The sequence below is a fragment of the Thioalkalivibrio sp. ALE31 genome (assembly GCF_000377405.1).
GTDB lineage: Bacteria > Pseudomonadota > Gammaproteobacteria > Ectothiorhodospirales > Ectothiorhodospiraceae > Thioalkalivibrio.
On the sequence record NZ_KB905021.1, the window covers coordinates 232,467 to 252,907 of the forward strand.

19 protein-coding genes are annotated in these 20,441 nt (G+C 69.5%); 6 read left to right on the forward strand and 13 right to left on the reverse strand.

The window, feature by feature from the left end; translation table 11 throughout:
* Positions 1-36 precede the first annotated feature (36 nt).
* From D103_RS0104540 to gshB, 11 genes are all read right to left on the reverse strand, one after another.
* A complete protein-coding gene (locus D103_RS0104540) occupies positions 37-945 on the reverse strand; it encodes a dihydroorotate dehydrogenase electron transfer subunit (RefSeq protein ID WP_018875957.1) in 909 nt (302 codons plus the stop codon).
* Complete coding sequence (locus D103_RS0104545) at positions 942-2,246, reverse strand: dihydroorotase (protein ID WP_018875958.1); 1,305 nt, start codon at positions 2,244-2,246, stop codon at positions 942-944. The genes D103_RS0104540 and D103_RS0104545 overlap by 4 nt, the downstream gene beginning before the upstream one ends.
* A complete protein-coding gene (locus tag D103_RS0104550) occupies positions 2,243-3,256 on the reverse strand; it encodes an aspartate carbamoyltransferase catalytic subunit (RefSeq protein WP_018865962.1) in 1,014 nt (337 codons plus the stop codon). The genes D103_RS0104545 and D103_RS0104550 overlap by 4 nt, the downstream gene beginning before the upstream one ends.
* Before the next feature lie 19 nt (positions 3,257-3,275).
* Positions 3,276-3,794: a bifunctional pyr operon transcriptional regulator/uracil phosphoribosyltransferase PyrR gene (gene pyrR, locus D103_RS0104555; protein ID WP_018865961.1), complete on the reverse strand. Its 519-nt coding sequence runs from the start codon at positions 3,792-3,794 to the stop codon at positions 3,276-3,278.
* Positions 3,791-4,186, reverse strand: a complete 396-nt coding sequence (gene ruvX, locus D103_RS0104560) for a Holliday junction resolvase RuvX (RefSeq protein ID WP_018865960.1) — start codon at positions 4,184-4,186, stop codon at positions 3,791-3,793. Before ruvX ends, pyrR begins: the two co-directional genes overlap by 4 nt.
* Positions 4,187-4,188: 2 nt before the next feature.
* A complete protein-coding gene (locus D103_RS0104565) occupies positions 4,189-4,767 on the reverse strand; it encodes a YqgE/AlgH family protein (RefSeq protein WP_018865959.1) in 579 nt (192 codons plus the stop codon).
* 62 nt (positions 4,768-4,829) lie between these two features.
* The gene (locus tag D103_RS0104570) at positions 4,830-5,771 is read right to left on the reverse strand and encodes an energy transducer TonB (protein ID WP_018865958.1); all 942 of its coding nucleotides are present in this window, start codon (positions 5,769-5,771) and stop codon (positions 4,830-4,832) included.
* A 69-nt stretch (positions 5,772-5,840) separates the two neighbouring features.
* Positions 5,841-6,392 (reverse strand): Gx transporter family protein, encoded by a 552-nt coding sequence (locus tag D103_RS0104575; RefSeq protein ID WP_018865957.1) that lies wholly within the window; start codon positions 6,390-6,392, stop codon positions 5,841-5,843.
* Positions 6,393-6,397: 5 nt separating this feature from the next.
* Positions 6,398-6,772, reverse strand: a complete 375-nt coding sequence (locus D103_RS0104580; RefSeq protein ID WP_018865956.1) for a NusG domain II-containing protein — start codon at positions 6,770-6,772, stop codon at positions 6,398-6,400.
* The gene (locus D103_RS0104585) at positions 6,769-7,806 is read right to left on the reverse strand and encodes an FAD:protein FMN transferase (protein ID WP_018875959.1); all 1,038 of its coding nucleotides are present in this window, start codon (positions 7,804-7,806) and stop codon (positions 6,769-6,771) included. The genes D103_RS0104580 and D103_RS0104585 overlap by 4 nt, the downstream gene beginning before the upstream one ends.
* A gap of 5 nt (positions 7,807-7,811) precedes the next feature.
* On the reverse strand, positions 7,812-8,759 hold the full coding sequence (gene gshB, locus D103_RS0104590; protein WP_018865954.1) for a glutathione synthase: 948 nt from the start codon (positions 8,757-8,759) through the stop codon (positions 7,812-7,814).
* A 183-nt stretch (positions 8,760-8,942) separates the two neighbouring features.
* Between gshB and D103_RS0104595 the strand changes: the two genes are divergently transcribed.
* The 6 genes from D103_RS0104595 to D103_RS0104620 are packed head-to-tail and all read left to right on the forward strand — an operon-like array spanning position 8,943 to position 18,745.
* On the forward strand, positions 8,943-9,359 hold the full coding sequence (locus tag D103_RS0104595; RefSeq protein WP_026279175.1) for a PleD family two-component system response regulator: 417 nt from the start codon (positions 8,943-8,945) through the stop codon (positions 9,357-9,359).
* Positions 9,360-9,396: 37 nt separating this feature from the next.
* A complete protein-coding gene (locus D103_RS0104600; protein WP_018865952.1) occupies positions 9,397-9,762 on the forward strand; it encodes a PleD family two-component system response regulator in 366 nt (121 codons plus the stop codon).
* Positions 9,759-10,340 carry a chemotaxis protein CheW gene (locus D103_RS0104605; RefSeq protein WP_018865951.1) on the forward strand — a complete coding sequence of 194 codons (582 nt, stop codon included), beginning with the start codon at positions 9,759-9,761 and terminating at the stop codon, positions 10,338-10,340. The genes D103_RS0104600 and D103_RS0104605 overlap by 4 nt, the downstream gene beginning before the upstream one ends.
* 36 nt (positions 10,341-10,376) lie before the next feature.
* On the forward strand, positions 10,377-12,473 hold the full coding sequence (locus tag D103_RS0104610) for a methyl-accepting chemotaxis protein (protein WP_018875960.1): 2,097 nt from the start codon (positions 10,377-10,379) through the stop codon (positions 12,471-12,473).
* Between the two features lie 15 nt (positions 12,474-12,488).
* On the forward strand, positions 12,489-18,257 hold the full coding sequence (locus tag D103_RS0104615; protein WP_018875961.1) for an Hpt domain-containing protein: 5,769 nt from the start codon (positions 12,489-12,491) through the stop codon (positions 18,255-18,257).
* Positions 18,254-18,745, forward strand: a complete 492-nt coding sequence (locus tag D103_RS0104620; protein WP_018865948.1) for a hypothetical protein — start codon at positions 18,254-18,256, stop codon at positions 18,743-18,745. The genes D103_RS0104615 and D103_RS0104620 overlap by 4 nt, the downstream gene beginning before the upstream one ends.
* Before the next feature lie 30 nt (positions 18,746-18,775).
* Here D103_RS0104620 and D103_RS0104625 read toward each other — a convergent pair whose 3' ends face one another.
* Together D103_RS0104625 and metF are read right to left on the reverse strand one after the other, a co-directional pair.
* The gene (locus D103_RS0104625) at positions 18,776-19,519 is read right to left on the reverse strand and encodes a 16S rRNA (uracil(1498)-N(3))-methyltransferase (protein ID WP_018865947.1); all 744 of its coding nucleotides are present in this window, start codon (positions 19,517-19,519) and stop codon (positions 18,776-18,778) included.
* A gap of 5 nt (positions 19,520-19,524) precedes the next feature.
* The gene (metF, locus tag D103_RS0104630; RefSeq protein WP_018865946.1) at positions 19,525-20,379 is read right to left on the reverse strand and encodes a methylenetetrahydrofolate reductase [NAD(P)H]; all 855 of its coding nucleotides are present in this window, start codon (positions 20,377-20,379) and stop codon (positions 19,525-19,527) included.
* Between the last annotated feature and the right edge of the window lie 62 nt (positions 20,380-20,441).

Here is a 20,441-nt window from a genome sequence, read left to right on the forward strand (position 1 = left end):
CGAAGCCCCTGCCAAAGTCAGGCCAGGGTCTTTCCCTCAGGCCCGCTCCGGCTCCGGAAAGACATCCGCCGCCGCGAACACCGGGCCATCCACGCAGACCCGCTTCATCGCCACGCCCTCCGGGGTGCGCACCGGGACCGTGCAGCCGGCGCAGCCGCCCACCGCGCAGGCCATGAACTCCTCCAGCGAGACCTGGCAGGGCAGGTCGAACTCCGCCGCCAGTTCCGCGCAGGCCTCGAGCATGGGGTGCGGGCCGCAGGCGAAGATCTCCACCTGGTCGCGTTCCGCCGGCGACAGCCCGGCCAGCCAGGCGCGCCCGAGATCGGTCACGAAGCCGTCAAAGGCGCCCGGCAGCCCGGCCTTCGAGGTCAGGCGACAGGCCACGCCCCAGTCCTCCAGCAGCGGCAGGGTCGCGATCGCGCCGTCCGGCAGCCCCGGCCACAGGATCTCGGAGGGGCGCGCGTGAAACGGGAACGGGACCTCGGAGCCCAGCACCGCGTGGGTCTGTCCGGCCTCGCCCTGCAGGTGCAGGCGATGGGCCAGGAAGATCATTGGCGGGATGCCGACCCCGCCGCCCAGCAGCAGCCGCTTCGGCCGCTCCGGGTGCAGGCGGAAGGGCTGGCCGATCGGGCCCAGCACGCTGAGGGTGTCGCCCTTGACCTGTTGCGACAGCGCACGGGTACCGTCTCCCACGACCTTGTAGAGAAACTCCACCCAGCCGGCCTCGCGGTCCACGCGCTGGATCGACAGCGGCCGGCGCATCAGCAGTCGCGGCGCGCACTGCAGGTGGGCGAACTGCCCCGGCTGGGCCGCGCGGGCACATTCGGGGGCGAAGACCCGCAGGATCCATTGGTCCGCCCCGGCATCGTGGTGGTCCAGGATGCGCCCCTCTTCCTGGAAGATCGTGCCCCGGTGGGGGCGGGCGGCGGTCTCGCGCGCAGTCATGCGGTGTCCTCGGGGTTTCCCTCGGTGGGCAGGGTCCAGACCGGGCGTCCGGCGACCCAGGTCTCGCGGACCTGACCGGAGAAGGTCCAGTTGAAGAAGGGGGTGTTGTGGCCGGCGCTCAGCCAGTCCTCGCGCCGCACCTCCTGCATCGCGGTCGGGTCCCACAGCACGAAGTCGGCGCGTGCCCCTGGTGTCAGGCGGCCCTGGGCAAAGTCGAGGATCTCCGCCGGCCCGGTGGTCACCCGGGCCAGCGCCTCGTGCAGGCTCATCAGCCCGTCCTCGACCAGGCGCAGCGTCAGCGGCAGCAGGGTCTCCAGCGCCGAGATGCCGGGCTCGGTGCCGGCGAAGGGCCCCAGTTTGCTGTCGGGCTCGTGCGGCTGGTGGTCGGAGCAGATCGCGCTGATGTCGCCGCGCGCGACCGCCGCGCGCAGCCCGTCGCGGTCGCGCTGGCCCCGCAGGGGCGGGATCACATGGCAGTTCGGGTCGTATTCCGCGACGTCCACCTCGGTCAGGAACAGCTGGTGGGCGGCCACGTCCGCGCTGACCGGCAGGCCCTCGGCGCGCGCCTTGGTGATCATCTCCGCGCCGCGCCGAGTGGACAGGCGGGCCACATGGACCCGCGCGCCGGTCTGTTCGACCAGGGCCAGGATGGCGCCCAGCGCGGCGGTTTCCGCCGCCTCGGGGATGCTGGCCAGACCGAGGCGGGTGGAGACCGCGCCCTCGTGCATGCAGCCGGAGCCGGTCAGGGCCGGGTCCTGGGCGGACAGCACGATGGTCAGGCCGAAGGTGGTCGCGTATTCCAGTGCGCGGCGCAGGACCAGCAGGCTGGCCAGCGGTTTGCTGGCGTTGCTGACCCCGCGGGCGCCGGCCTGCATCAGGGCCGCCATCTCGGCGAGCTGCTGGCCCTCCAGTTGATGGGTCAGCGCGCCCAGCACGTACACCCGCACGCCGCAGGCCTGGCGGGCGCGGCGGTTGATCAGCTCCACCTCGGCGGGCGAGTCGATCGGGGGTTCGGTGTCCGGCGGCACCACCAGGCTGGTAATACCGCCGCGGGCCGCCGCCAGGGTCTCGCTGGCGACGGTGGCCTTGTGTTCCTGCCCCGGCTCGCGCAGGCGCGCCGCGAGGTCGATCAGGCCGGGGATGAGCCACAGCCCGCTGGCGTCGATCCGCCGGCGCGGCTCGAAACCGTCCGGGGCCTGGCCGCGGGCGAGGATCTCGCTGCCCTGCACGCACAGCGAGCCGACGGCGTCGAAGCCGTCCACCGGGTCGAGGATACGGGCGTTCTCGATCAGCACGCTCATGCCTGGTGGGCCCCCATCACCATGGACATCACCGCCATGCGCACGGAGATGCCGTAGGTGACCTGTTCCAGGATCACCGAGTGCGGGCCGTCGGCCACTGCGGACTCGATCTCCACCCCGCGGTTGGCGGGCCCGGGGTGCATGACCAGGCAGGTCGGATGGGCCAGCTGCAGGCGCCGAGAGGTCAGGCCGAACAGCTGGTAGTACTCGTGTTCGGAGGGCAGGTGGGCGTGTTCCATGCGCTCGCGCTGCAGGCGCAGCATGATGATCACGTCGACATCCTGCAGCCCGGCGTCGAGGTCGTTGTAGACGTGCACGCCGAGCTGGTCGACATCCGCCGGCAGCAGCGAGCAGGGTGCGACCACGCGCACCTCGCCGGTCTGCAGGATGTTCAGCGCGTGGATCTGCGAGCGCGCCACGCGCGAGTGCAGGATGTCGCCGACGATCGCGACCTTCAGCTTGGTGAAGTCGCCCTTGTGGCGGCGGATGGTGAACATGTCCAGCAGCGCCTGGGTCGGATGCGCGTGGCGGCCGTCGCCGGCATTCAGCACGCTGATGCCCGGGGCCACGTGGCGGGCGATGAAGTGCGCGGTGCCGCTCTCCTCGTGGCGCACGACGAACATGTCGACGTTCATCGCCTCGATGTTGCGCAGGGTGTCCAGCAGGCTCTCGCCCTTCACCGCGGAGGACGTGTTGATGTTCACGTTCAGCACATCCGCGGACAGGCGCTTGGCGGCCAGCTCGAAGGTGGTGCGGGTGCGCGTACTGGCCTCGAAGAACAGGTTGACGATGGTCTTGCCGCGCAGCAGCGGGACCTTCTTCACCGCCTTCTCGTTCATGTTGGCGAACGACTCGGCGGTATCCAGGATCTCGGTGAGGAGTTCCCGGTTCAGGCCTTCGATGGTCAGCATGTGGCGCAGCTGACCGTCGTCGGTCAGCTGCAGGCGGTTGGGCAGCGGGCCCGGTTCGGGCAGGCGCGCGCCGGGGTGGGCGATCAGGGTCTCGGTCATCCGTCGTGCTTCCGCTGGCTCAGGCCTTCAGGTCCTCGGGGTCGATGGCGACCCGCTCCAGGCGCAGCGGCTCGGGCCCGCGCAGTTTGATCTGTTCGGTCTTGCCGAGCTCCATGTGGGCCCCGACGATCGCGGCCTCCATGGGCAGTTCGCGTCCGTCGCGCTCGACCAGCACCGCCAGGGTTACCGAGGCGGGGCGGCCGTAGTCGAACAGCTCGTTCAGCGCCGCGCGGATGGTGCGCCCGGTGAACAGGACGTCGTCGACCAGCAGCACGTGCTCTCCGTCCAGATCCTCCGGCAACTCGGAGGGACGTACCTGCGGGTGCATGCCGATGCGCGAGAAGTCGTCGCGGTAGAAGCTGATGTCGAGCTTGCCCAGGGGGCGCTCCACCCCCAGGCGTTCGCGCAGGTGCTCCGCGATCCAGACGCCACCGGAATGGATGCCGACGACGATCGGCTGGTCGATCCCGTGGGTCTTGAGATGGTGGCGGGCCTGTTCGGCCATGTCGTCGAGCAAGGTCGGGACGTCCGGCGTCATGATGCGTTCTCCAGAAACCAGCCTTCGAGGATGACCGCGGCGGCATGGGCGTCCAGCCCCGGGTCGTGGCGTCCCGGCCGGCGGCGCTCGCGGGCCAGGTGGGATGTCAGGTGCTCGTCGCTCCAGTATACCGGTTGCCCGTAGCGTTCTTCGAGGGTGCGGGCGAAGCCCCGGATGCGCCGCGCCAGTGGCGTGGGCTTGCCGTCCGCCTGGGTCGGCCAGCCGACCACGAAACCCTCCGGGGCCCATTCCGCCACCAGCGTGTCGATGCCGGACCACAGGTCGGGCGCGTCGCTGGCGAACGTGCGCAGGCCGCGGGCCGAGCCGGTCAGCTCTTCGCCGACCGCGACCCCGATTCGGCGTCGCCCGTAGTCGAACGCCAGCAGCCCCACGATCAGGCGTGGCCGGAGGCCGAGCTGATCAGATTGACGTCGATGCCGATCAGTTCGGCGGCGGCGCGCCAGCGCTCGGCGCTGGGGCGGTCAAAGAGGATGTCGGCGTCGGCGCGGGCGGTGAGCCAGGCATTCTCGGCCAGCTCGCTCTCCAGCTGGCCAGGGCCCCAACCGGCGTGGCCCAGCGCGATCAGGACCCGGCGCGGGCCCTGCCCGGCGTTAATTGCCTCGAGGATATCGCGCGAGGTGGTCAACACGATGGAGTCGGTGATGGGCTGGCTGCCACGCCAGGTCTGCTCGGCGGAATGCAGCACGAAGCCGTGTTCCGGCTGCACCGGCCCGCCGCGGTAGACAGGCATCTCCGGCAGGTCCTCGCCGGGCTCCAGTTCCACGTGCTCCAGCAGTTCGCGCAGCGAGAACTCGGTAGGCTGATTGATGACCAGCCCCAGCGCGCCCTCTTCGTCGTGGTCACAGATATAGGTGACCGCATGGCTGAAGTAGCCATCGTTCAGGCTCGGCATCGCGATCAGGAAGTGATCGCGCAGGCTGTCGGGCTCGTGGCGGGCGGTCGTCGGATTCATGGCTCCAGTATCGATGCTGACCCGGCCGGTCGCAAGGCAGCCGGCGGGGCTGGGCCGATCCGTCAGCGGATCTGCTGCATCTGGTCGCGGCGGAAGGCCCAGGTGCGGGTGATCACCAGTTCGTCGTATTCCTCGCGCATGGCGTCCGTGAACGGGGCATAGGGGGCCGCCAGCTCCACGATGCGGATCGCCGCCTGGTCCAGGACCGGTTCCCCGGAGCTGCGGGCGACCTGGATATCGAGCAGTTCGCCCGCCGGGTTGATGCGCACCGACAGGACCAGGGTCCCGGACAGGCCGCGCCGCCGCGCCTCGTCCGGATAGTTCAGGTTGCCCAGGCGTTCGACCTTGTTGATCCAGGCCTGCAGGTAGGCAGCCTCGGGGGCGCTGCGCGCGGCGAGGCTGTCGAGGTAGCGGGTGCGGCTGGCCCGGGTCGAGAATGCCTGGCGCTCCTCCGCGGGGGCCGCGCGGGCGCTCTCCAGGCCACGGTTCATCAGGGTTGCTGCAGAGGGCCGGTCTTCGGCGTCGGGGGACTCCAGTGGCTCGGGGTCGGCGACCTCGGGTGCCGCGGTACTAGCGTCCGGCGTGTCGGCGGTGACCGCGTCGGGTTCCGGTTCGGGCTCCGGCTGTGCCGGGTCCATGACCAGCGGGCCGGCCTCCGGCAATGGTGCATCGAGGCCCTCCGGCTCGGGCTCGCCGATCCCGGCATCCTCTGCCTCCGGCGCCTGTGCCTCCTGGATCTCCTCGCCCTCGCCGCTGGCGGCCTGGTCCCGGGTGGCGATGTGCTCGACCGCTTCGTCCGGCTCCGGCGGCGGGGCGTCGGGATCGGTGACCCAGGTGATGTCCAGCGGTTCGCGGGTCGGGCTTTCGATCGGGTCGACCGCGAAGCCGATCCCCAGGATGATCAGCGCGTGGGCGACCACCGCGAGGAAGATCATGGTCCCCAGGTGGTCCTGCACGCGCGGCGTCTCCGGCGGGGGCGTGCCCGGACTGGCGTGGGGCGTCATGCCGCCTCCGGCCCGGCGGGGCGGCCACGCACGGCCCCGACGCCCACTAGCGCGCGGGTTCGACGGGGGCTACTGGCTGGGCTGGGGAGTGTGGACATGACGCTGGATTCGCGGATCGGCGAGGACCTGGGCGGTCAGTATACCGGTCAGGCTGCCGGTGATCAGGGCGGCGAGCAACAGCGGGGGCAGCACCAGGGGCAGATTGGGATGCGGGATGATCACCGCCCAGGCGAGCAGGAACTGGCCCGCGACGTGCGCCATCGCCGCCGCGATGCCCAGACCGACCGGTCCGACATGGCGGGGGGCGAAGGGGCGCAGGACCGCCAGCAGGGCGAGGCTCGCGACGGCCCCGGCCAGCGACAGCCAGAAGGCGGGACTCAGTAGTGTCCCCAGCAGCAGGCTGCTTCCGACCACGCGGAGCAGCGTGACCGCCACGGCCGCGCGCCAGCCCAGGGCCAGCAGCGTGATCAGGGTGACGATATTCGCCAGCCCCGGCTTGATGCCCGGGATCGGGCTGGGGATCGCGGCCTCGAGGATCTGGATGCCGATCGCGATGGCGGCGAGCGCGGCGATGGCCCGGTCATGGGCGTCGCTGCCGGCCTGCGGATGCCCGGGCGCCACGGGATTCAATAATGCATGCTGTCGAAGCCGGGGTCGGTGCCGAGCACCTGCAGCGTCAGCCGGTTGGGCAGGCTGACGGCAACGTCGCCGTGGGCCTGCAGCCAGCCGCTGGACTCGCAGATGTCCTGGCGCCCGGGGGAGTCGGCACAGCGTGCCCGGCCCGGTTCGATCTCGATACGGGTGATGCCGGCCGGGCCCTGGACCTCGAGGACCCGGGCGCGATCCAGGGGTTCGTGCTGCGGCGCGACCCCGGCCTGGCTGATGACCAGCACCCGGGCATCGCCCGCAGGGGTGTAGGCCAGCACGAAGGCCGCCACCACGATCCCGGCGGCCAGGCTGCCGATCAGCGCGTCACCCCAGCGCAGCCGGCCGGCGTTCACGGCAGTTCGCGCACCACGAATGGCTCGCGGTCGCGGCCGGGCTGTACCCGGTCGGCCAGTGCCGGCGTGGCCTCGATGCGGTCTTCCAGTACCACCAGTGCGTGGTCGATGCCCATCTTGCGGGCGTATTCCGGCCAGGCCTCCGGCCCGGCGATCATCAGCGTGGTGGCGGCGGCGTCGGCCAGGGCGGGGTCGTGGTGGAGCACGGTGGCGCTGTCGATGCCCCGGCTCGGGCGGCCGGTGCGCGGGTCGATCACGTGGTGGATGCGCTCGCCCTCCCAGTCGTAGCCGCGCTCGTAGTCGCCGGAGGTGAACAGGGCTTCGCCGGCGTCCAGTTCGATGCTGCCGAGCACGCCGCCGTGCGGGTGGCGGATGCCCACGCGCCACGGGCGTGTCTCGGGGCGGCCCAGGGTCATCAGGTCGCCGCCGGCGTTGAAGATCGCGGCCTCCACCCCGAGTTCCGCGAGCAGGTCCAGCACCCGCTCTACCGCCAGCCCCTTGGCCAGCCCGCCGAAATCGAGCTGCAGGTCCGGGTGGTTGCCCCGCAGGCGCACGCCATTGCGTTCGATATCCTGCATGCTCGGGGGGGCGTCCAGCAGTTCCGCCAGGGTTGCCTCGTCCGGCGGCGGGCCCTGGGGGTCGTCCTGATGGAAGCCCCAGGCCGCCACCAGTCTGCCCAGGGCGGGGTTGAACAGCCCCTCGCTGAGGGCCTCCATCTCGCGGCCGCGCTCGATCAGCGGCAGGACCGAGGGCGGGGCGCTGAATTCGCCCTGCAGGGCCAGCAGTTCGTTGGTCCGGCCAAGGGATCCGGGTTCCCAGGCATGCCAGGAGGTATGCAGGATCTCCAGTTCCTCCTGAACCGCGGTCCCGATGGCCTCCACGTCATACTGGCCCGCGGGGTACAGGCTGAGGTCCACCAGAGTCCCGAAGGCGTAGAAGCCCAGCTGTTCGGTATCCGGTTCCTCGCGGCCGCAGGCGGCCAGCAGGAGGGTGGCGAGCAGCAGGAGCAGGGTGAGGGTCGTCGCGCGGCGCATGCCGGTCATCCTTCGATCGGGCGGGTGAGATAGTCGATGTACTGGCCGGCGAGGTCGTGACCGGTGGCGTCCAGCTCGCGCACGCCGGTGGGGCTGGTGACGTTGATCTCGGTCAGGTAGTCGCCGATGACGTCGATGCCGACAAAATCCAGGCCGCGGGCCTTGAGTTCCGGGGCGATCTCGCGGCAGATCCAGCGGTCGCGCTCGGTCAGCGGGCGGGCCTCGCCGCGGCCGCCCGCGGCGAGATTGGCACGGCTCTCGCCCGCGGCGGGGATGCGCGCCAGGGCATCGGGGCAGGGCTCGCCGCCGATCAGGATGATGCGCTTGTCACCCTCGGTGAACTCCGGCAGGAAGCGCTGGGCGACCACGCTGCGCTGGTCGAATTCGGTGATGGTCTCGAGGATGACCGAGGTGTTCGGGTCGCCCTGGCGGATGCGGAACACCGACGCCCCGCCCATCCCGTCCAGCGGCTTGACCACGATATCGCCCTGCACCTCGAGGAAGGCGCGGATGCGGCTTCGGTCGCGGGTGATCAGCGTGGGCGGGCAGCACTGCGGGAAGTGCGCGGTAAAGGCCTTCTCGTTGACGTCGCGCAGGGCCTGCGGCCGGTTCGACACCCGCACGCCCTCGCGTTCGGCGAGGTCGAGGGCGTAGGTCGCATAGATGTATTCGAGATCGAACGGTGGATCCTTGCGCATTAGCAGCACATCGAAACGGGCCGCCGGGCCCGTCTCCGGATCGCCCAGGCGGAAGAAGTCGTCGCGCTGGTCACGCACCTCGATGGGGCGGCTGCGCGCGCTCGCGCGGCCCTCCTCGATCCACAGATCGGCCGGCTCGAGATAGTGCAGGCGGTGCCCGCGGGCCTGCGCGGCCAGCATCATCGCGAAGCTGGTGTCCTTCCAGGGTTTGATGTCCGCCACCGGGTCCATCAGGATGGCAATGTTCGTGGTCACGTTGCCTCGATCGTGCGGGGTGTCCGGGCAGTATGCCACGCTGATCGAAGCTCGCGCGGCACCCGGAGGGTGGTGGCGGTGTTCGATGCATTGCGCTGCGCGCGATGCAATATCATGGTGTGCTGTTTGTCACACGGCCCCGCTTCCGCTAGATTCGGGGCGAAATGGCCAGGGGGGGAGAAGGTGTCTAACGCGCTTGCCGAAGCGGACTCGGCCACCGAGTTTCAGGGACTCAAGGTCATGGTGATCGACGACAGCAAGACCATTCGGCGCACCGCCGAATCCTTGCTGCAAAAGCACGGGGCCGAGGTCATTACCGCCGTGGACGGCTTCGAGGCGCTGTCCAAGGTCGCCGAGTCGCGTCCGGACATTATCTTCATCGACGTCATGATGCCGCGCCTGGATGGCTACCAGACCTGCGCGCTGATCAAGAACAACAAGCAGTTCCGCGCCACGCCGATCATCATGCTGTCCAGCAAGGACAGTGTGTTCGACAAGGCGAAAGGCCGCGTCGTGGGGTCGGAGGATTACCTCACCAAGCCATTCACCAGGGACGACCTCCTGGGTGCCATGCGTCAGTACGCCAGCCCCTCGGCATGACGCGTTCCGCCACACCAACCAAGGAAAGACGAACCCCATGGCCCGTATTCTGATCGTTGACGATTCCCCGACCGAGATCCACGTGCTGCGTACCATGCTCGAGAAGCACGGGCATTCGGTGACCACCGCCGAGAGCGGCGAGGACGGGGTCGCGGCCGCGAAGTCGCAGGTCCCGGATCTGGTGCTGATGGATGTCGTGATGCCCGGGCTGAACGGCTTCCAGGCGACCCGCCAGCTGTCCCAGGCCGAGGAGACGGCGCATGTGCCGGTCGTCGTGGTCAGCACCAAGGATCAGGCGACCGACCGGGTCTGGGCGATGCGCCAGGGGGCCCGGGACTATATCACCAAGCCGGTGGTCGAGAAGAACCTGCTGGAAACCATCGGGAAGTACCTCTCCGCATGAAGACCGACCTGTCCTCGCCGTTTGCGCTGATCGCGAGCCTTGATCGCGAAGGGCGCCGCGTCAATCGCGAGTTGCGGCGGGACATTGGTACGGGCTGGCGCGGGGTCTTGCTGCGTGTTGGCGATTTCCGCTTTCTGGTCGACATGGACGCGATCGCCGAAGTGGCCGATCCGATGACGCTCACCCGCGTACCGCTGGCGGATGCCGCCGTGCTGGGGGTGGGCAACCTGCGCGGGCTGGTGCTGCCGGTGTTCGATATGGGCAAGCTGTTGCTGGACCGGCCATTGCCGGACGACGCGACCGGGCAGCGGATCGTGGTGGCGCCGCAGGGCCAGGGCATGGCCGGGCTGCTGGTCAGTCAGGTCGAGGGGATGCGCCGCTGCATCCCGTCCCAGCGCCGTCTGGAAGTCTCGGTCCCCGAGGCTGTCCGACCCTTTATTACCGGCGGATTCGATCTCGGGCACCGGCTGCATCCGGTGCTGGATCTGGATCTGCTGCTGAATGACAACAATCGCTTTACCGGCACGGGCTTGGCCGGTACATCCAGTAGCGAACAGTCCGCAGCCGCAGTCGGATGACGCGGGGCGCGGGGCTGCGACAGGGGGTATGAACTGATGGGATCGAGTCGTCGCGCACGTAATTTTGTCCTCGGGGGGCTGCTGGTGCTGGCCCTGATCGCGACCGGCGGGGCCTTTACCTACCACGAGTACGAGCAGAGCCAGTACCGCGACCGCATCGCGCTGGCCAATGACCTGCGCCTGCTGTCGCAGCGGCTGGCCACCAGCTCGCTGGAGGCCGCCGCGGGTTCCGAGCAGGCATTCTCCGACCTGCAGTCGCTGCGGGATGACTTCGAGGCACGTCTGGAACGGATCCGCACCGGGGGCGAAGGGCTGCAGCCGCTGCCGGAACCCCTGCAGGAGGACATCGCCACCGTGGACCGCGAGTGGTCCGCCTATCGGGACCACATCAACACGGTCATCCTCGGGCGTTCGGATATCCAGTTGATCACCGAGTTCTCCGACGCGGTGGCGGCCTTCTCTCCGGAACTGTCGCGGCTGTCCGATGATGTCGTGCGGCGCATGACCCAGATCGGCGAGCCGCCCGAGCAGGTCTATGTGGCGGCACGCCAGACCATGCTGATCCAGCGGATCGCCAACAACCTCGGCCGGGTGCTGCAGGGTGGCGCCGAGGCGGCCGCCGCCATCGAACGCTTCGAGCGTGACGCGACGCTGTACGGGCGGGTGCTGGACGGGCTGATCGAGGGCTTCGCCCCGCTGGGTGTGGAGCCGGTTGACGACCCGCAGGCACGGGCCCTGCTGCAGGAGATCGCCACGCTGTTCGTGGCCTTCAGCGAGGCGGTGGAAGGGGTTCTGGATACCTCCACCCAGGTGTTCGAGGTCAATGCCGCGGCCTCCAGTGTCGAGGCCAGCAGTGGCGCGATGCTCGAGACCACCGGCGCGTTCGAGACCGCCATCACGCGGGAGGCCGAACGGGCGGGCGTGATCGCCCTGATCGGCTTCGGCTTTGGTGGCCTGGCGCTGCTGCTGCTGATCGCGATGGGGCTGTTCCTCTACCGCGACACCAAGCGCGAACTGGCCGAGACCGAGGCCCAGAACGAGCGCAACCAGCAGGCGATCCTGCGCCTGCTTGACGAGATGATGAACCTCGCCGATGGCGATCTCACCGTGAACGCGACGGTGACCGAGGACTTCACCGGCGCCATCGCGGACTCGATGAACTACGCGATCGAGAACCTGCGTACCCTGGTTGCGACCATCAACACGGTGGCGGCCGACATCAGCGAGTCCTCGGCGTCCACCCGTTCGCAGGTGCTGGGGCTGGCCGAGAAGTCGGAAGAACAGGCCCGCGAGATCCAGCGCGCGGATGACGCGATCGACGAGGTCTCGCGTTCGGTGGACAAGGTGGCCCAGGATGCCGAGCAGTCGGCCTCCGTGGCACGTAACTCGGTGGAGATCGCGTCCCGCGGGGCCGGCACCGTGCGCCGCTCCATTGAGGGCATGGACAGTATCCGCGAGCAGATCCAGGAGACCGCGAAGCGGATCAAGCGACTGGGCGAATCCTCGCAGGAGATCGGCGACATCATCGGGCTGATCAACGACATCGCCGAACAGACCAACGTGCTGGCACTGAACGCGGCGATCCAGGCCTCCGCGGCGGGCGAGGCCGGCCGCGGCTTCGCGGTGGTGGCCGACGAAGTCCAGCGCCTCGCGGAACGTTCGTCCTCCGCGACCCGTCAGGTCGAAGGCCTGGTCAAGGCCATCCAGGCGGATACCAGCGAGGCCGTGAGCTCCATGGAGCAAAGTACCGCCAACGTGGTCCAGGGGGCCGAACTGGCCCAGGCCGCGGGCGAGGCGCTGTCCGAGATCGAACAGGTCTCCGCCGATCTCGCGGACCTGATCGACGGTATCTCCTCCTCGGCCCGCAAGCAGTCCGAGATGGCGCAGGACGTGACCTCCATCATGGCGCAGATCCGCGAGATCACCTCCGAGACCACGCAGGGGACGCAGTCCACCGCGGCGGCGATCGGGGATCTGGCCCAGCTCTCGGCCCAGCTGCAGTCCTCGGTATCGGACTTCAAGCTGCCCGAGCCGGGCAGCGCTACCGAGGCGGTTGGCGAGGACCCCGATGCGATGGATCCCGATCCCGATCCCGACGCCGATACGACGTCCTCCGACGAACAACGGGCCTGACGGCGGACCCGGCCGATGGCATCCAGCGCACTGAACTGGGTCCGCGACGAACTCGACAAGCTGTTTGTCGAGGTCCAGGACGCATTGCGGCGGTATTCCGACGACCCGACCTGCGGTGACTGCCTGGCCGAGGCGCGCAGTCGAGTCGAGCAGATCCGCAATACCCTGGTCATGGTCCAGGTCGAGAGCGTCGTCCTGATCCTCGACGAGATGCTCCAGGTCCTGGACGAACTGCAGCAGGCCGACGAGCCCAACGTGGCGGCCACCGAGCCCTTGCTGCGGGCATCCCTGCAGCTTCCGGACTATCTCGAGAACGAGGGCGATGGCGAACTGCCCTCGCCGATGATCCTGGTCCCCCTGCTGAACGAGCTGCGCAGCAGCCGGGGGGCATCGCTGTTGCTGGACGTCGCGGCGCTGATGCCGGACCCGCAGGCCGTCGACGATGACCGCGTGGGTTCCGGTGGCGAGGTGCTGGACCCGGCGGCCCGGCTCCCGGTCCTGCAGCAGGCGCGCCGCCGTTTTCAGCGCGATCTCCTGGAACTGGTGCGCGGCGAGGATGCGACGGCACCGGCCGCACGCCTGCAGGCGACTGTCCGCACAGTCGAGGAGGTCGTCCCGGCGGGCGAGGCCCGCCGCCTGTTCTGGGTCGCCGGTGCGGTGCTGGAGGCGGTCGCCGCCGGGGGGGTCGAGGCCGATACCGACGTGCGGCGCCTGGTCGGGCGGGTCGATCGTGAACTCGGGCGCTACCTGAACGCGCTAACGGCCCACCTGGAAGCCGGCGATGCGGGTTCGGAGCCCGAATACGCGGCGCCTTCGGACCTGATCAAGACCCTGCTGTTTCACGTGGCCTGTGCCACTTCGGAAGGGGAGCAGACCCTAGCGGTGCGCGAGGTGTTCGGCCTCGACGGCCTCGGCCTCGAGGACGACGCCAGCAGGGTCGGTCGTTCGGTCTACGACAACCTGCGCCAGGCGCTGGAAGACGACCTCGCCGAGGTACGCGAGCGGCTGGACGTACTCATGCGCTCCCCGGTGCGCGGGGCCGAGGATCTGGCTCACCTGCGCGAACAGGTCGAGCGGATCGGTTCCACGCTCAGCCTGCTGGGTCTGGAGTCCGGGCAGGACCATACCGATGCCCTGGCGGCGTCGCTGACCCCCGAGCGTGCGGGCGAGGCCGACGAACAGGTCGACATGGTACTGGCGGAACATCTGCTCGCCCTCGAATCCCTGCTCGAATCCGGTCTGCGGCGCAAGAGCCACAGTCCCACGCCACAGGCGGAGTTCGATCGCGCGCTGGCGGCCGCGGTCTACAAGGAGGCCCTGGTCGATGTTCGCCGGGTGCGTGACATCTTCCTTGGTTTTCTCGACGCCGGGGCGGAGGCTGGCGAAAGCGGCCTCGACGAGGCCCGCGAGGGCCTGCGGCGCATCGAGGGGGCTATGTCGATGTCGGGCTTCGAGGCACTGCATGCCCTCCTCGGTCCGCTGATCCGGCATCTGGATGCCCGCGCCGGCCGGGCGGTCACGGAGCTGGAGGAGGGCGAGGTCGAGGCCCTGGCCGAGGTCCTCAGCAGCATCGAGGTGGCCCTCGAGTCGTCCGGTCAGCCCTGGCGCGAACTGGACAGCGTGCACGAGCGCGGCATCGCGGCCTTGCAGCGCATCGGCGCGATCTCCGGTGGTGATGGCGCGGATGCGCCGCTGGCCGCGGTTCCCGAGGCCGGGGACGCCCCGGAGGCGGCGCCGGAGCACGACTCGGCCGAACCGGTGACTGACAACGAGGTGGCGTTCGACTCCGGCGCGCTCGATGATCGGCCGGCTGAGGATGCCCCGGAGTCGGGCGCCGAGGCCGGGACCCCCGCGGCCGACGTCGCGCCCGCTGCACCCCCGGCGAGCTCGGTGCCCGCCGCGGGGCGTGATTCGCTGCCCTTTGACGATGCGGTGCTGGCGGATCAGGTGCGCGGCCCGGACGTCGATCCGGAGATCCTCGAGATCTTCCTCGAGGAGGCGGACGAGGAGGTGGCCAGCCTGACCCAGCATTTCCCGCTGTGGCAGTCCAACCCGGCGGACCTCGACACCCTCTCGGTGATCCGCCGCTCCTTCCATACCCTGAAGGGTTCGGGGCGGCTGGCCGGGGCCCTGCGTCTGGGCGAGTTCGCCTGGGCGGTGGAGTCCTTCCTCAATCGCCTGCTGGATTCCGGGCATGAGGCGGACCACGCCACCCTGCAGGTTATCGAGGACGCCATCGGGGTCCTGCCGGGCCTGGTGAGCGAGGTCCGGGATGACACCGGACCGGATACCCCCGTCCTCGATATCGCCCTGCGCCTGCGGGCCCTGGCCGGTGGCGAGCCGGAAACCGAGGCCGAGGCGGACGAAGAGCCCATGGCCCCCGCCGCTCCGTCGGGTGCGGAAGCCGAATTCGAGGCACTGGCGCGCACCCTGGATGATCTGGACGCCCCGGCCGCTGTGGCATCCAGCGAGACCCTGGAGCCTGTGGAGCCAGACCAGGATGAGGCTGCCGACGAACTCCTCCAGGAATCCGGTGCGTTCGTGCCGGACCTCCCGCCGGATGCGCTGGAGCCATCCGTCCCCGAGTCGGACGCGTCTGTTCCCGACGCAGAGCCGGAAGGGGAGTCAGCCCCGGTGGCGGGCAGCGACGACTTGCGGGCTTCCGCGCCGGATGTCGAACCGCTGGATCTGGACGATCTCGAGCTCCCGGCCGATGCCTTCGAGGTGACGGAAGAGATCCTGGAGGGGGGCGACTCGCTGCCCGTGGAGGGCGCGCTCGAGCCGGAGGCCGATACCCCGGAACTGGAGGGGGTTGCGCCCGGAGAGCCGGGGATCGACGAACCGGCACCGGACGAGGGGGACCTCGCGGAGGCCTCGGCGGGAGACTCGGCCGCGCGCATGGAGACCGACCCACAGCTGTGGCAGGTCTTTGCCGCCGAGGCCCAGGTACACCTGCTCACCCTGCGGGGCTGGCTGGATGAATCGCAATGGCGCCCGGACCGGATCCCGAATCATGATCTGGAGCGCGCGCTGCACACCCTGAACGGCAGCGCGCGCACGGCGGACATCCGCGGTATCTACTCGGTCTGCGGCCCGTTCGAGCGCCTGATTCGCATCCACCGGGATATGGAATGGGCCCTGTCGGGCGAGGCCGTCGAGCTGCTACGCCGGCTGGAGACCTACGTCGCCGAGGCGGTGGCCGACGAGGAACCCGATCCGGCCAAGGTGCTGGATCCGCCGTCCTGGGCCCCCGAGGTCTACGCCCTGCTGGATCATGCGACCGCCGAGCAACTGCTGCGTGCCGAGGAGCAGTCCAACGAGGAGGAATCGCCGGAATTCGACGAACCCGAAGCCGCCGAAGCGGTGCCCGAGGTGTCCTCGGTGCCGGAAGCGGGCGCCGAGCCCGAGCCCGAGCCCGAGCTGGAGATCGACTGGGAGTTTGCCGAGGTCTTCATCGAGGAGGCCCGGGATATCCTGGAGGCCGCGTTCGCCGCCCTCCATGGCTGGCGCGAGGCCGGGGGGCGGCCCGGTCCGGACCAGAACGCCTTCCAGCGCGAGGTGCATACCCTGAAGGGCAGTGCCCGCATGGCCGGTTTCACTGTGGTCGGCGCCATCGCGCACGCGCTCGAGAGCGCGCTGAGCGTGGAGACCGAGACCGGTCTCGAGCCGCGCGATGGCTTCTTCCAGCTCACCGAGCGCGCCCTGACGGATGTCCAGCATCTGGTGGAGCGCGGGGTCGGGGCCTGGCAGATGGACGAGTCGGCCAGCGAATCGCTGCCGGCGCTGCGGAGCTGGGCCGCCGGCGAGGCCGGCGAATCGCCCGAGCCTGAGGCGGGCGCACCAGCGGAGACCGAGGCCGATGCGGGCGACGCGGAGACCGACGCACCGGCTGCCGAGGCGGCAATGCCGGCCGCAGCGGGGGACCAGCGCAGCCACGAGCCGCCGGAATCCGAGGGGCGCCGTATTCAGGACCAGGTCCGCATGGACGCCGAGGTCCTCGACAGCCTGGTGAACAACGCCGGCGAGTTGGCAACCTTCCATCGTCGATTCGAGCAGACGGTCGGGCGGGTCGAGGGCCAGGTCGACGAACTCGAGCGCACCATCGCGCGTCTGCGCGACCAGCTGCGCAAGCTCGAGATCGAGACCGAGGCGCAGATCCTGTTCCGGGTGGAGGAGGAGAGTGGCGAGGAGGCCCTGGACTTCGATCCGCTGGAGATGGACCGCTACTCCGGGATCCAGCAGCTGTCGCGGGCCCTGGCCGAAAGTGTCAGTGACCTCGAGGCCCTCAAGCAGGAAGTCGGCGACGAACTCCAGAATGCCGGCGGCATCCTGCTGCAGCAGCGCCGCGTCGGCACGGACCTGCAGGATCAGCTGATGCGCCAGCGTATGGTGCGTTTCGCCCGCATGGCGCCCCGTCTGCGCCGCGTGGTGCGCCAGGCGGGCGAGGATCTCGGCAAGCCGGTGCGGGTGGAGTTCACCGGCCAGGGGGCCGAACTCGACCGCGCCCTGCTGGAACGACTGGTGTCGCCCCTGGAACACCTGCTGCGCAATGCCATCGCCCATGGTATCGAGGCACCGGCCGAGCGCGAGCAGGCGCGCAAGGCGGTCCAGGGTCAGATCGATGTCAGCCTGGAGCAGTCGGGCAGCGAGATCCGTCTGCAGGTGACCGACGATGGTCGTGGCATCGACGCCGAGGCCATCCGCGCCCGCGCGCTCGAGCGCGGGTTGATCGCCCCCGATGCCGAAGTCTCGGACGCCCAGGCCCTGCAGCTGATCCTGCAGTCCGGCTTCTCCACCGCTGCGGAGGTCTCTCAGGTGGCCGGTCGCGGGGTAGGCCTGGACGTGGTGAACAGCGATGTGAAGCAGCTCGGCGGCACGCTGGAGATCCAGTCGACGCCCGGCAAGGGCTCGCGCTTCACCATGCGCCTGCCGTTCACGCTGGCCATCTCCCAGGCCCTGCTGGTCCAGGTGGGCGAGGAGACCTTCGCGGTCCCGATGGCCTCGGTCGAGGGCGTGGTCCGCGCCCGCGCCGAAGAGATCGACTCGCAGGATGCCAAGGCGACCTACAACTACATCGGACAGGACTACGAGGTGCGTGGCCTGGGCGACCTGATGGGCGTGGAGAGCCAGGCCGGGGTCGAGCACTTCCCGGATCATCCCTTCCCGCTGTTGCTGGTGCGGGCGGATGACCGGCGCGTGGCCCTTCGCATCGACGGCCTGCTGGGCAGTCAGGAGGTCGTGGTGAAGTCGGTGGGCCCGGTGCTGAGTCGCATCCCGGGGGTGGCGGGTGCCACCCTGCAGGGCGATGGCTCGGTGATGCTGATTCTGGACCTCAGTATGCTGGTGCGCTTTGCCGAGGCCACCGCGTCGCTGCCGGAAGCCCCGCAGGCAGTATCCGAGGCCTCGAGCTCGAAGCGGATTATGGTGGTCGACGACTCGATCACGATCCGCAAGGTCACGGCCCGTCTGCTGACCCGCCACGGCTACGACGTGGTGACCGCGCGCGACGGTCTGGACGCCGTGGGTCTGCTCGACGAGCGCCGGCCGCACCTGATCCTGCTGGATGTCGAGATGCCGCGCATGGATGGCTTCGAGTTTGCCGCCCATGTGCGGGACCACCCGGACTTCGGGCAGGTGCCGATCATCATGATCACCTCGCGCAGCGGCACCAAGCACCGGGAGCGGGCCGACCGCCTCGGGGTGAATGGTTATCTGGGCAAGCCGTATCTGGAGAATGATCTGCTGAATGCCATCCGCGAGCAGCTGCAGGAGGTGCCGGCATGAGCGACGACGCACAGACCCAGGCGGTCGAGGCCGTGATCGTGCAGCTGGACACAGGCTCCATCCTGCTGCCGCGCAGCGCCTTTCTCGAGGTCACCACCCGCGCGGGTGCCGTGGAGCAGGACGCCGAACACCCGGAGATCCCCTGGCTGGAGCCCAGCCTGGTCTGGCAGGACGTGCAGGTGCCGGTGATCAACGTGAATCAGCTGCTGGACCCTGGCCGCGACAGCGGCGAGGACCGTCGCCGCTTTACCCGCCTGCTGGTGATGCAGGCGGTCATGCAGCCGGAGCACCTGCCGTTCTACGCGCTCGAGGTGCGCGGGACGCCGCACCCTGTGCAGATCACCCCGCAGAACATCTACGCGCTGGAAGATTCCGACGCCACCCCCTGGTCCTGGCGGGTGAAGGCCTCCGGTGTGACCACGCACCTGCTGCGCCTCGACACCCTCGAACAGCGCCTGCTGGAGATTGCCGAGGCCCAGCCGGCCTGAGGCCGCATTGGTCTCCGGGCGGGACGGGCGTTATCCCTGCAGGTCGCCCAGGCGGGCCTGGACCAGGGTCAGCAGGGCCATCGCGGCGGTTTCGGTGCGCAGGGTGCGCGGGCCCATCCCGACCCCCAGGAATCCCCGGTCCTGTGCCAGCGCGATCTCCGCGGGCGTGAGGCCGCCTTCCGGCCCGACGAACAGCGCGACCGCCGCTGGTCGGCTGCGGCCGTCCAGGCGTGCATCCAGTCCCGGCGCCCCTTCCTCGGCAAGCAAGGCCAGGGTGTCATGCCAGCCCGAGAGGACCGTGTCCGGTGGAGCGGGTTCCTGCAACTGGGGGAGCTCGTTGCGCCCGCACTGTTCCGCCGCGGCGCGCAGGATCCCGTGCCAGTGACGCTGGCGCTTGTCCAGGCCCTTGTGGGCGGCGGCCGAACGTGAGCGTTCGCAGAGCACCGGACGGATGGACTGCACCCCAAGTTCCACGGCCTTCTGGATCGCCAGGTCCATGTGATCGCCGCGGGCAATGCCCTGGAGCAGGTGGATCGGAAAGGCAGGGTGGGTCGGCGGCGCGGCACGCTCGCCTAGGTGGAAGGTGCCGTCGCGGCGACCGTTCAGTTCGAGAGTGGCCTCGAATTCGTTGCCAAGGCCGTCAAAGACGCGGCAGGGGGCGCCGCTCTTCAGGCGCAGGACCGTGGTGGCGTAGTGCAGGCGGTCCTGCGGGGCGGGAAGCGACCGCCCCGCGGCCAGTGCCTCGGATTCGAGCAGCAGCCGGGGGCAGCGCACGGGGGCTACTTCCGGTTGTCGAGGTCCAGGGCCTTCCAGATCTGTTCGGTCGGCCCGGCCTGGTTCATCGAATAGAAGTGGATCCCGGGGGCACCCTTGTTCAGTACGTCATCGGTCAGGCGCGTGGCGACCTCGATACCGAATTTGCGGATCGACTCCTTGTCGTCGCCGTAGGCCTCCATCCGCTTGCGGATGTAGCGCGGGATCTCGGCACCGCACATCTCGGAGAAGCGCACGATCTGGGTGTAGTTGGTGATCGGCATGATCCCGACAATGATCGGGATGGTGATGCCCATCTTCTCCACCCGTTCCATGAAGGCCTCGTAGGCATCCACGTTGTAGAAGTACTGGGTGATCGCGGCGTCCGCGCCGGCGTCCACCTTGGTCTTGAAGTTCTCCAGGTCCTTCTCGGCGTTCGGGGCCTGCGGATGGAACTCCGGATAGGCCGCGACCTCGATCTTGAACTGGTCATCGAACTCGGAGCGCACAAACTCCACCAGCTCGGAGGCATAGCGGAAGTCGCCGCCGGAGTTCTTGGTGCCGGACGGCAGGTCGCCGCGCAGCGCGACGATGCGGTTCACCCCGATGTCGCGGTAGCTCGACAGCAGCTCGTGCAGCTCGCCCCTGGTCGAGGAGATGCAGGAGACGTGCGGGGCGGCGGGGATGCCGTCGTTGGTGATGATGTCCTTGACCGTCTCCAGGGTGCGGTCGCGGGTGGAACCCCCGGCGCCGAAGGTGACGGAATAGAACTCGGGATTCAGGGCGCCCAGACGCTTGCGGGCCTTGGCCAGTCGCTCGGCTCCGGCCTCGTCCTTGGGCGGAAAAAACTCAACGCTGTAGACGCGTTCTTGTGCAGACATGTTTGTCCTCCAGACAAAAAGAAGGCGGACCGCACGAACATGCGGCCCGCCCCGGCGTTCAC

Excerpts from the sequence above, each read along its gene's own strand:
- D103_RS0104540 (WP_018875957.1), bottom strand. The coding sequence starts at position 945 with ATGACTGCGCGCGAGACCGCCGCCCGCCCCCACCGGGGCACGATCTTC.
- D103_RS0104545 (WP_018875958.1), bottom strand. The coding sequence starts at position 2,246 with ATGAGCGTGCTGATCGAGAACGCCCGTATCCTCGACCCGGTGGACGGC.
- D103_RS0104550 (WP_018865962.1), bottom strand. The coding sequence starts at position 3,256 with ATGACCGAGACCCTGATCGCCCACCCCGGCGCGCGCCTGCCCGAACCG.
- pyrR (WP_018865961.1), bottom strand. The coding sequence starts at position 3,794 with ATGACGCCGGACGTCCCGACCTTGCTCGACGACATGGCCGAACAGGCC.
- D103_RS0104565 (WP_018865959.1), bottom strand. The coding sequence starts at position 4,767 with ATGAATCCGACGACCGCCCGCCACGAGCCCGACAGCCTGCGCGATCAC.
- D103_RS0104570 (WP_018865958.1), bottom strand. The coding sequence starts at position 5,771 with ATGACGCCCCACGCCAGTCCGGGCACGCCCCCGCCGGAGACGCCGCGC.
- D103_RS0104585 (WP_018875959.1), bottom strand. The coding sequence starts at position 7,806 with ATGCGCCGCGCGACGACCCTCACCCTGCTCCTGCTGCTCGCCACCCTC.
- D103_RS0104600 (WP_018865952.1), top strand. The coding sequence starts at position 9,397 with ATGGCCCGTATTCTGATCGTTGACGATTCCCCGACCGAGATCCACGTG.
- D103_RS0104605 (WP_018865951.1), top strand. The coding sequence starts at position 9,759 with ATGAAGACCGACCTGTCCTCGCCGTTTGCGCTGATCGCGAGCCTTGAT.
- D103_RS0104610 (WP_018875960.1), top strand. The coding sequence starts at position 10,377 with ATGGGATCGAGTCGTCGCGCACGTAATTTTGTCCTCGGGGGGCTGCTG.
- D103_RS0104615 (WP_018875961.1), top strand. The coding sequence starts at position 12,489 with ATGGCATCCAGCGCACTGAACTGGGTCCGCGACGAACTCGACAAGCTG.
- D103_RS0104620 (WP_018865948.1), top strand. The coding sequence starts at position 18,254 with ATGAGCGACGACGCACAGACCCAGGCGGTCGAGGCCGTGATCGTGCAG.
- metF (WP_018865946.1), bottom strand. The coding sequence starts at position 20,379 with ATGTCTGCACAAGAACGCGTCTACAGCGTTGAGTTTTTTCCGCCCAAG.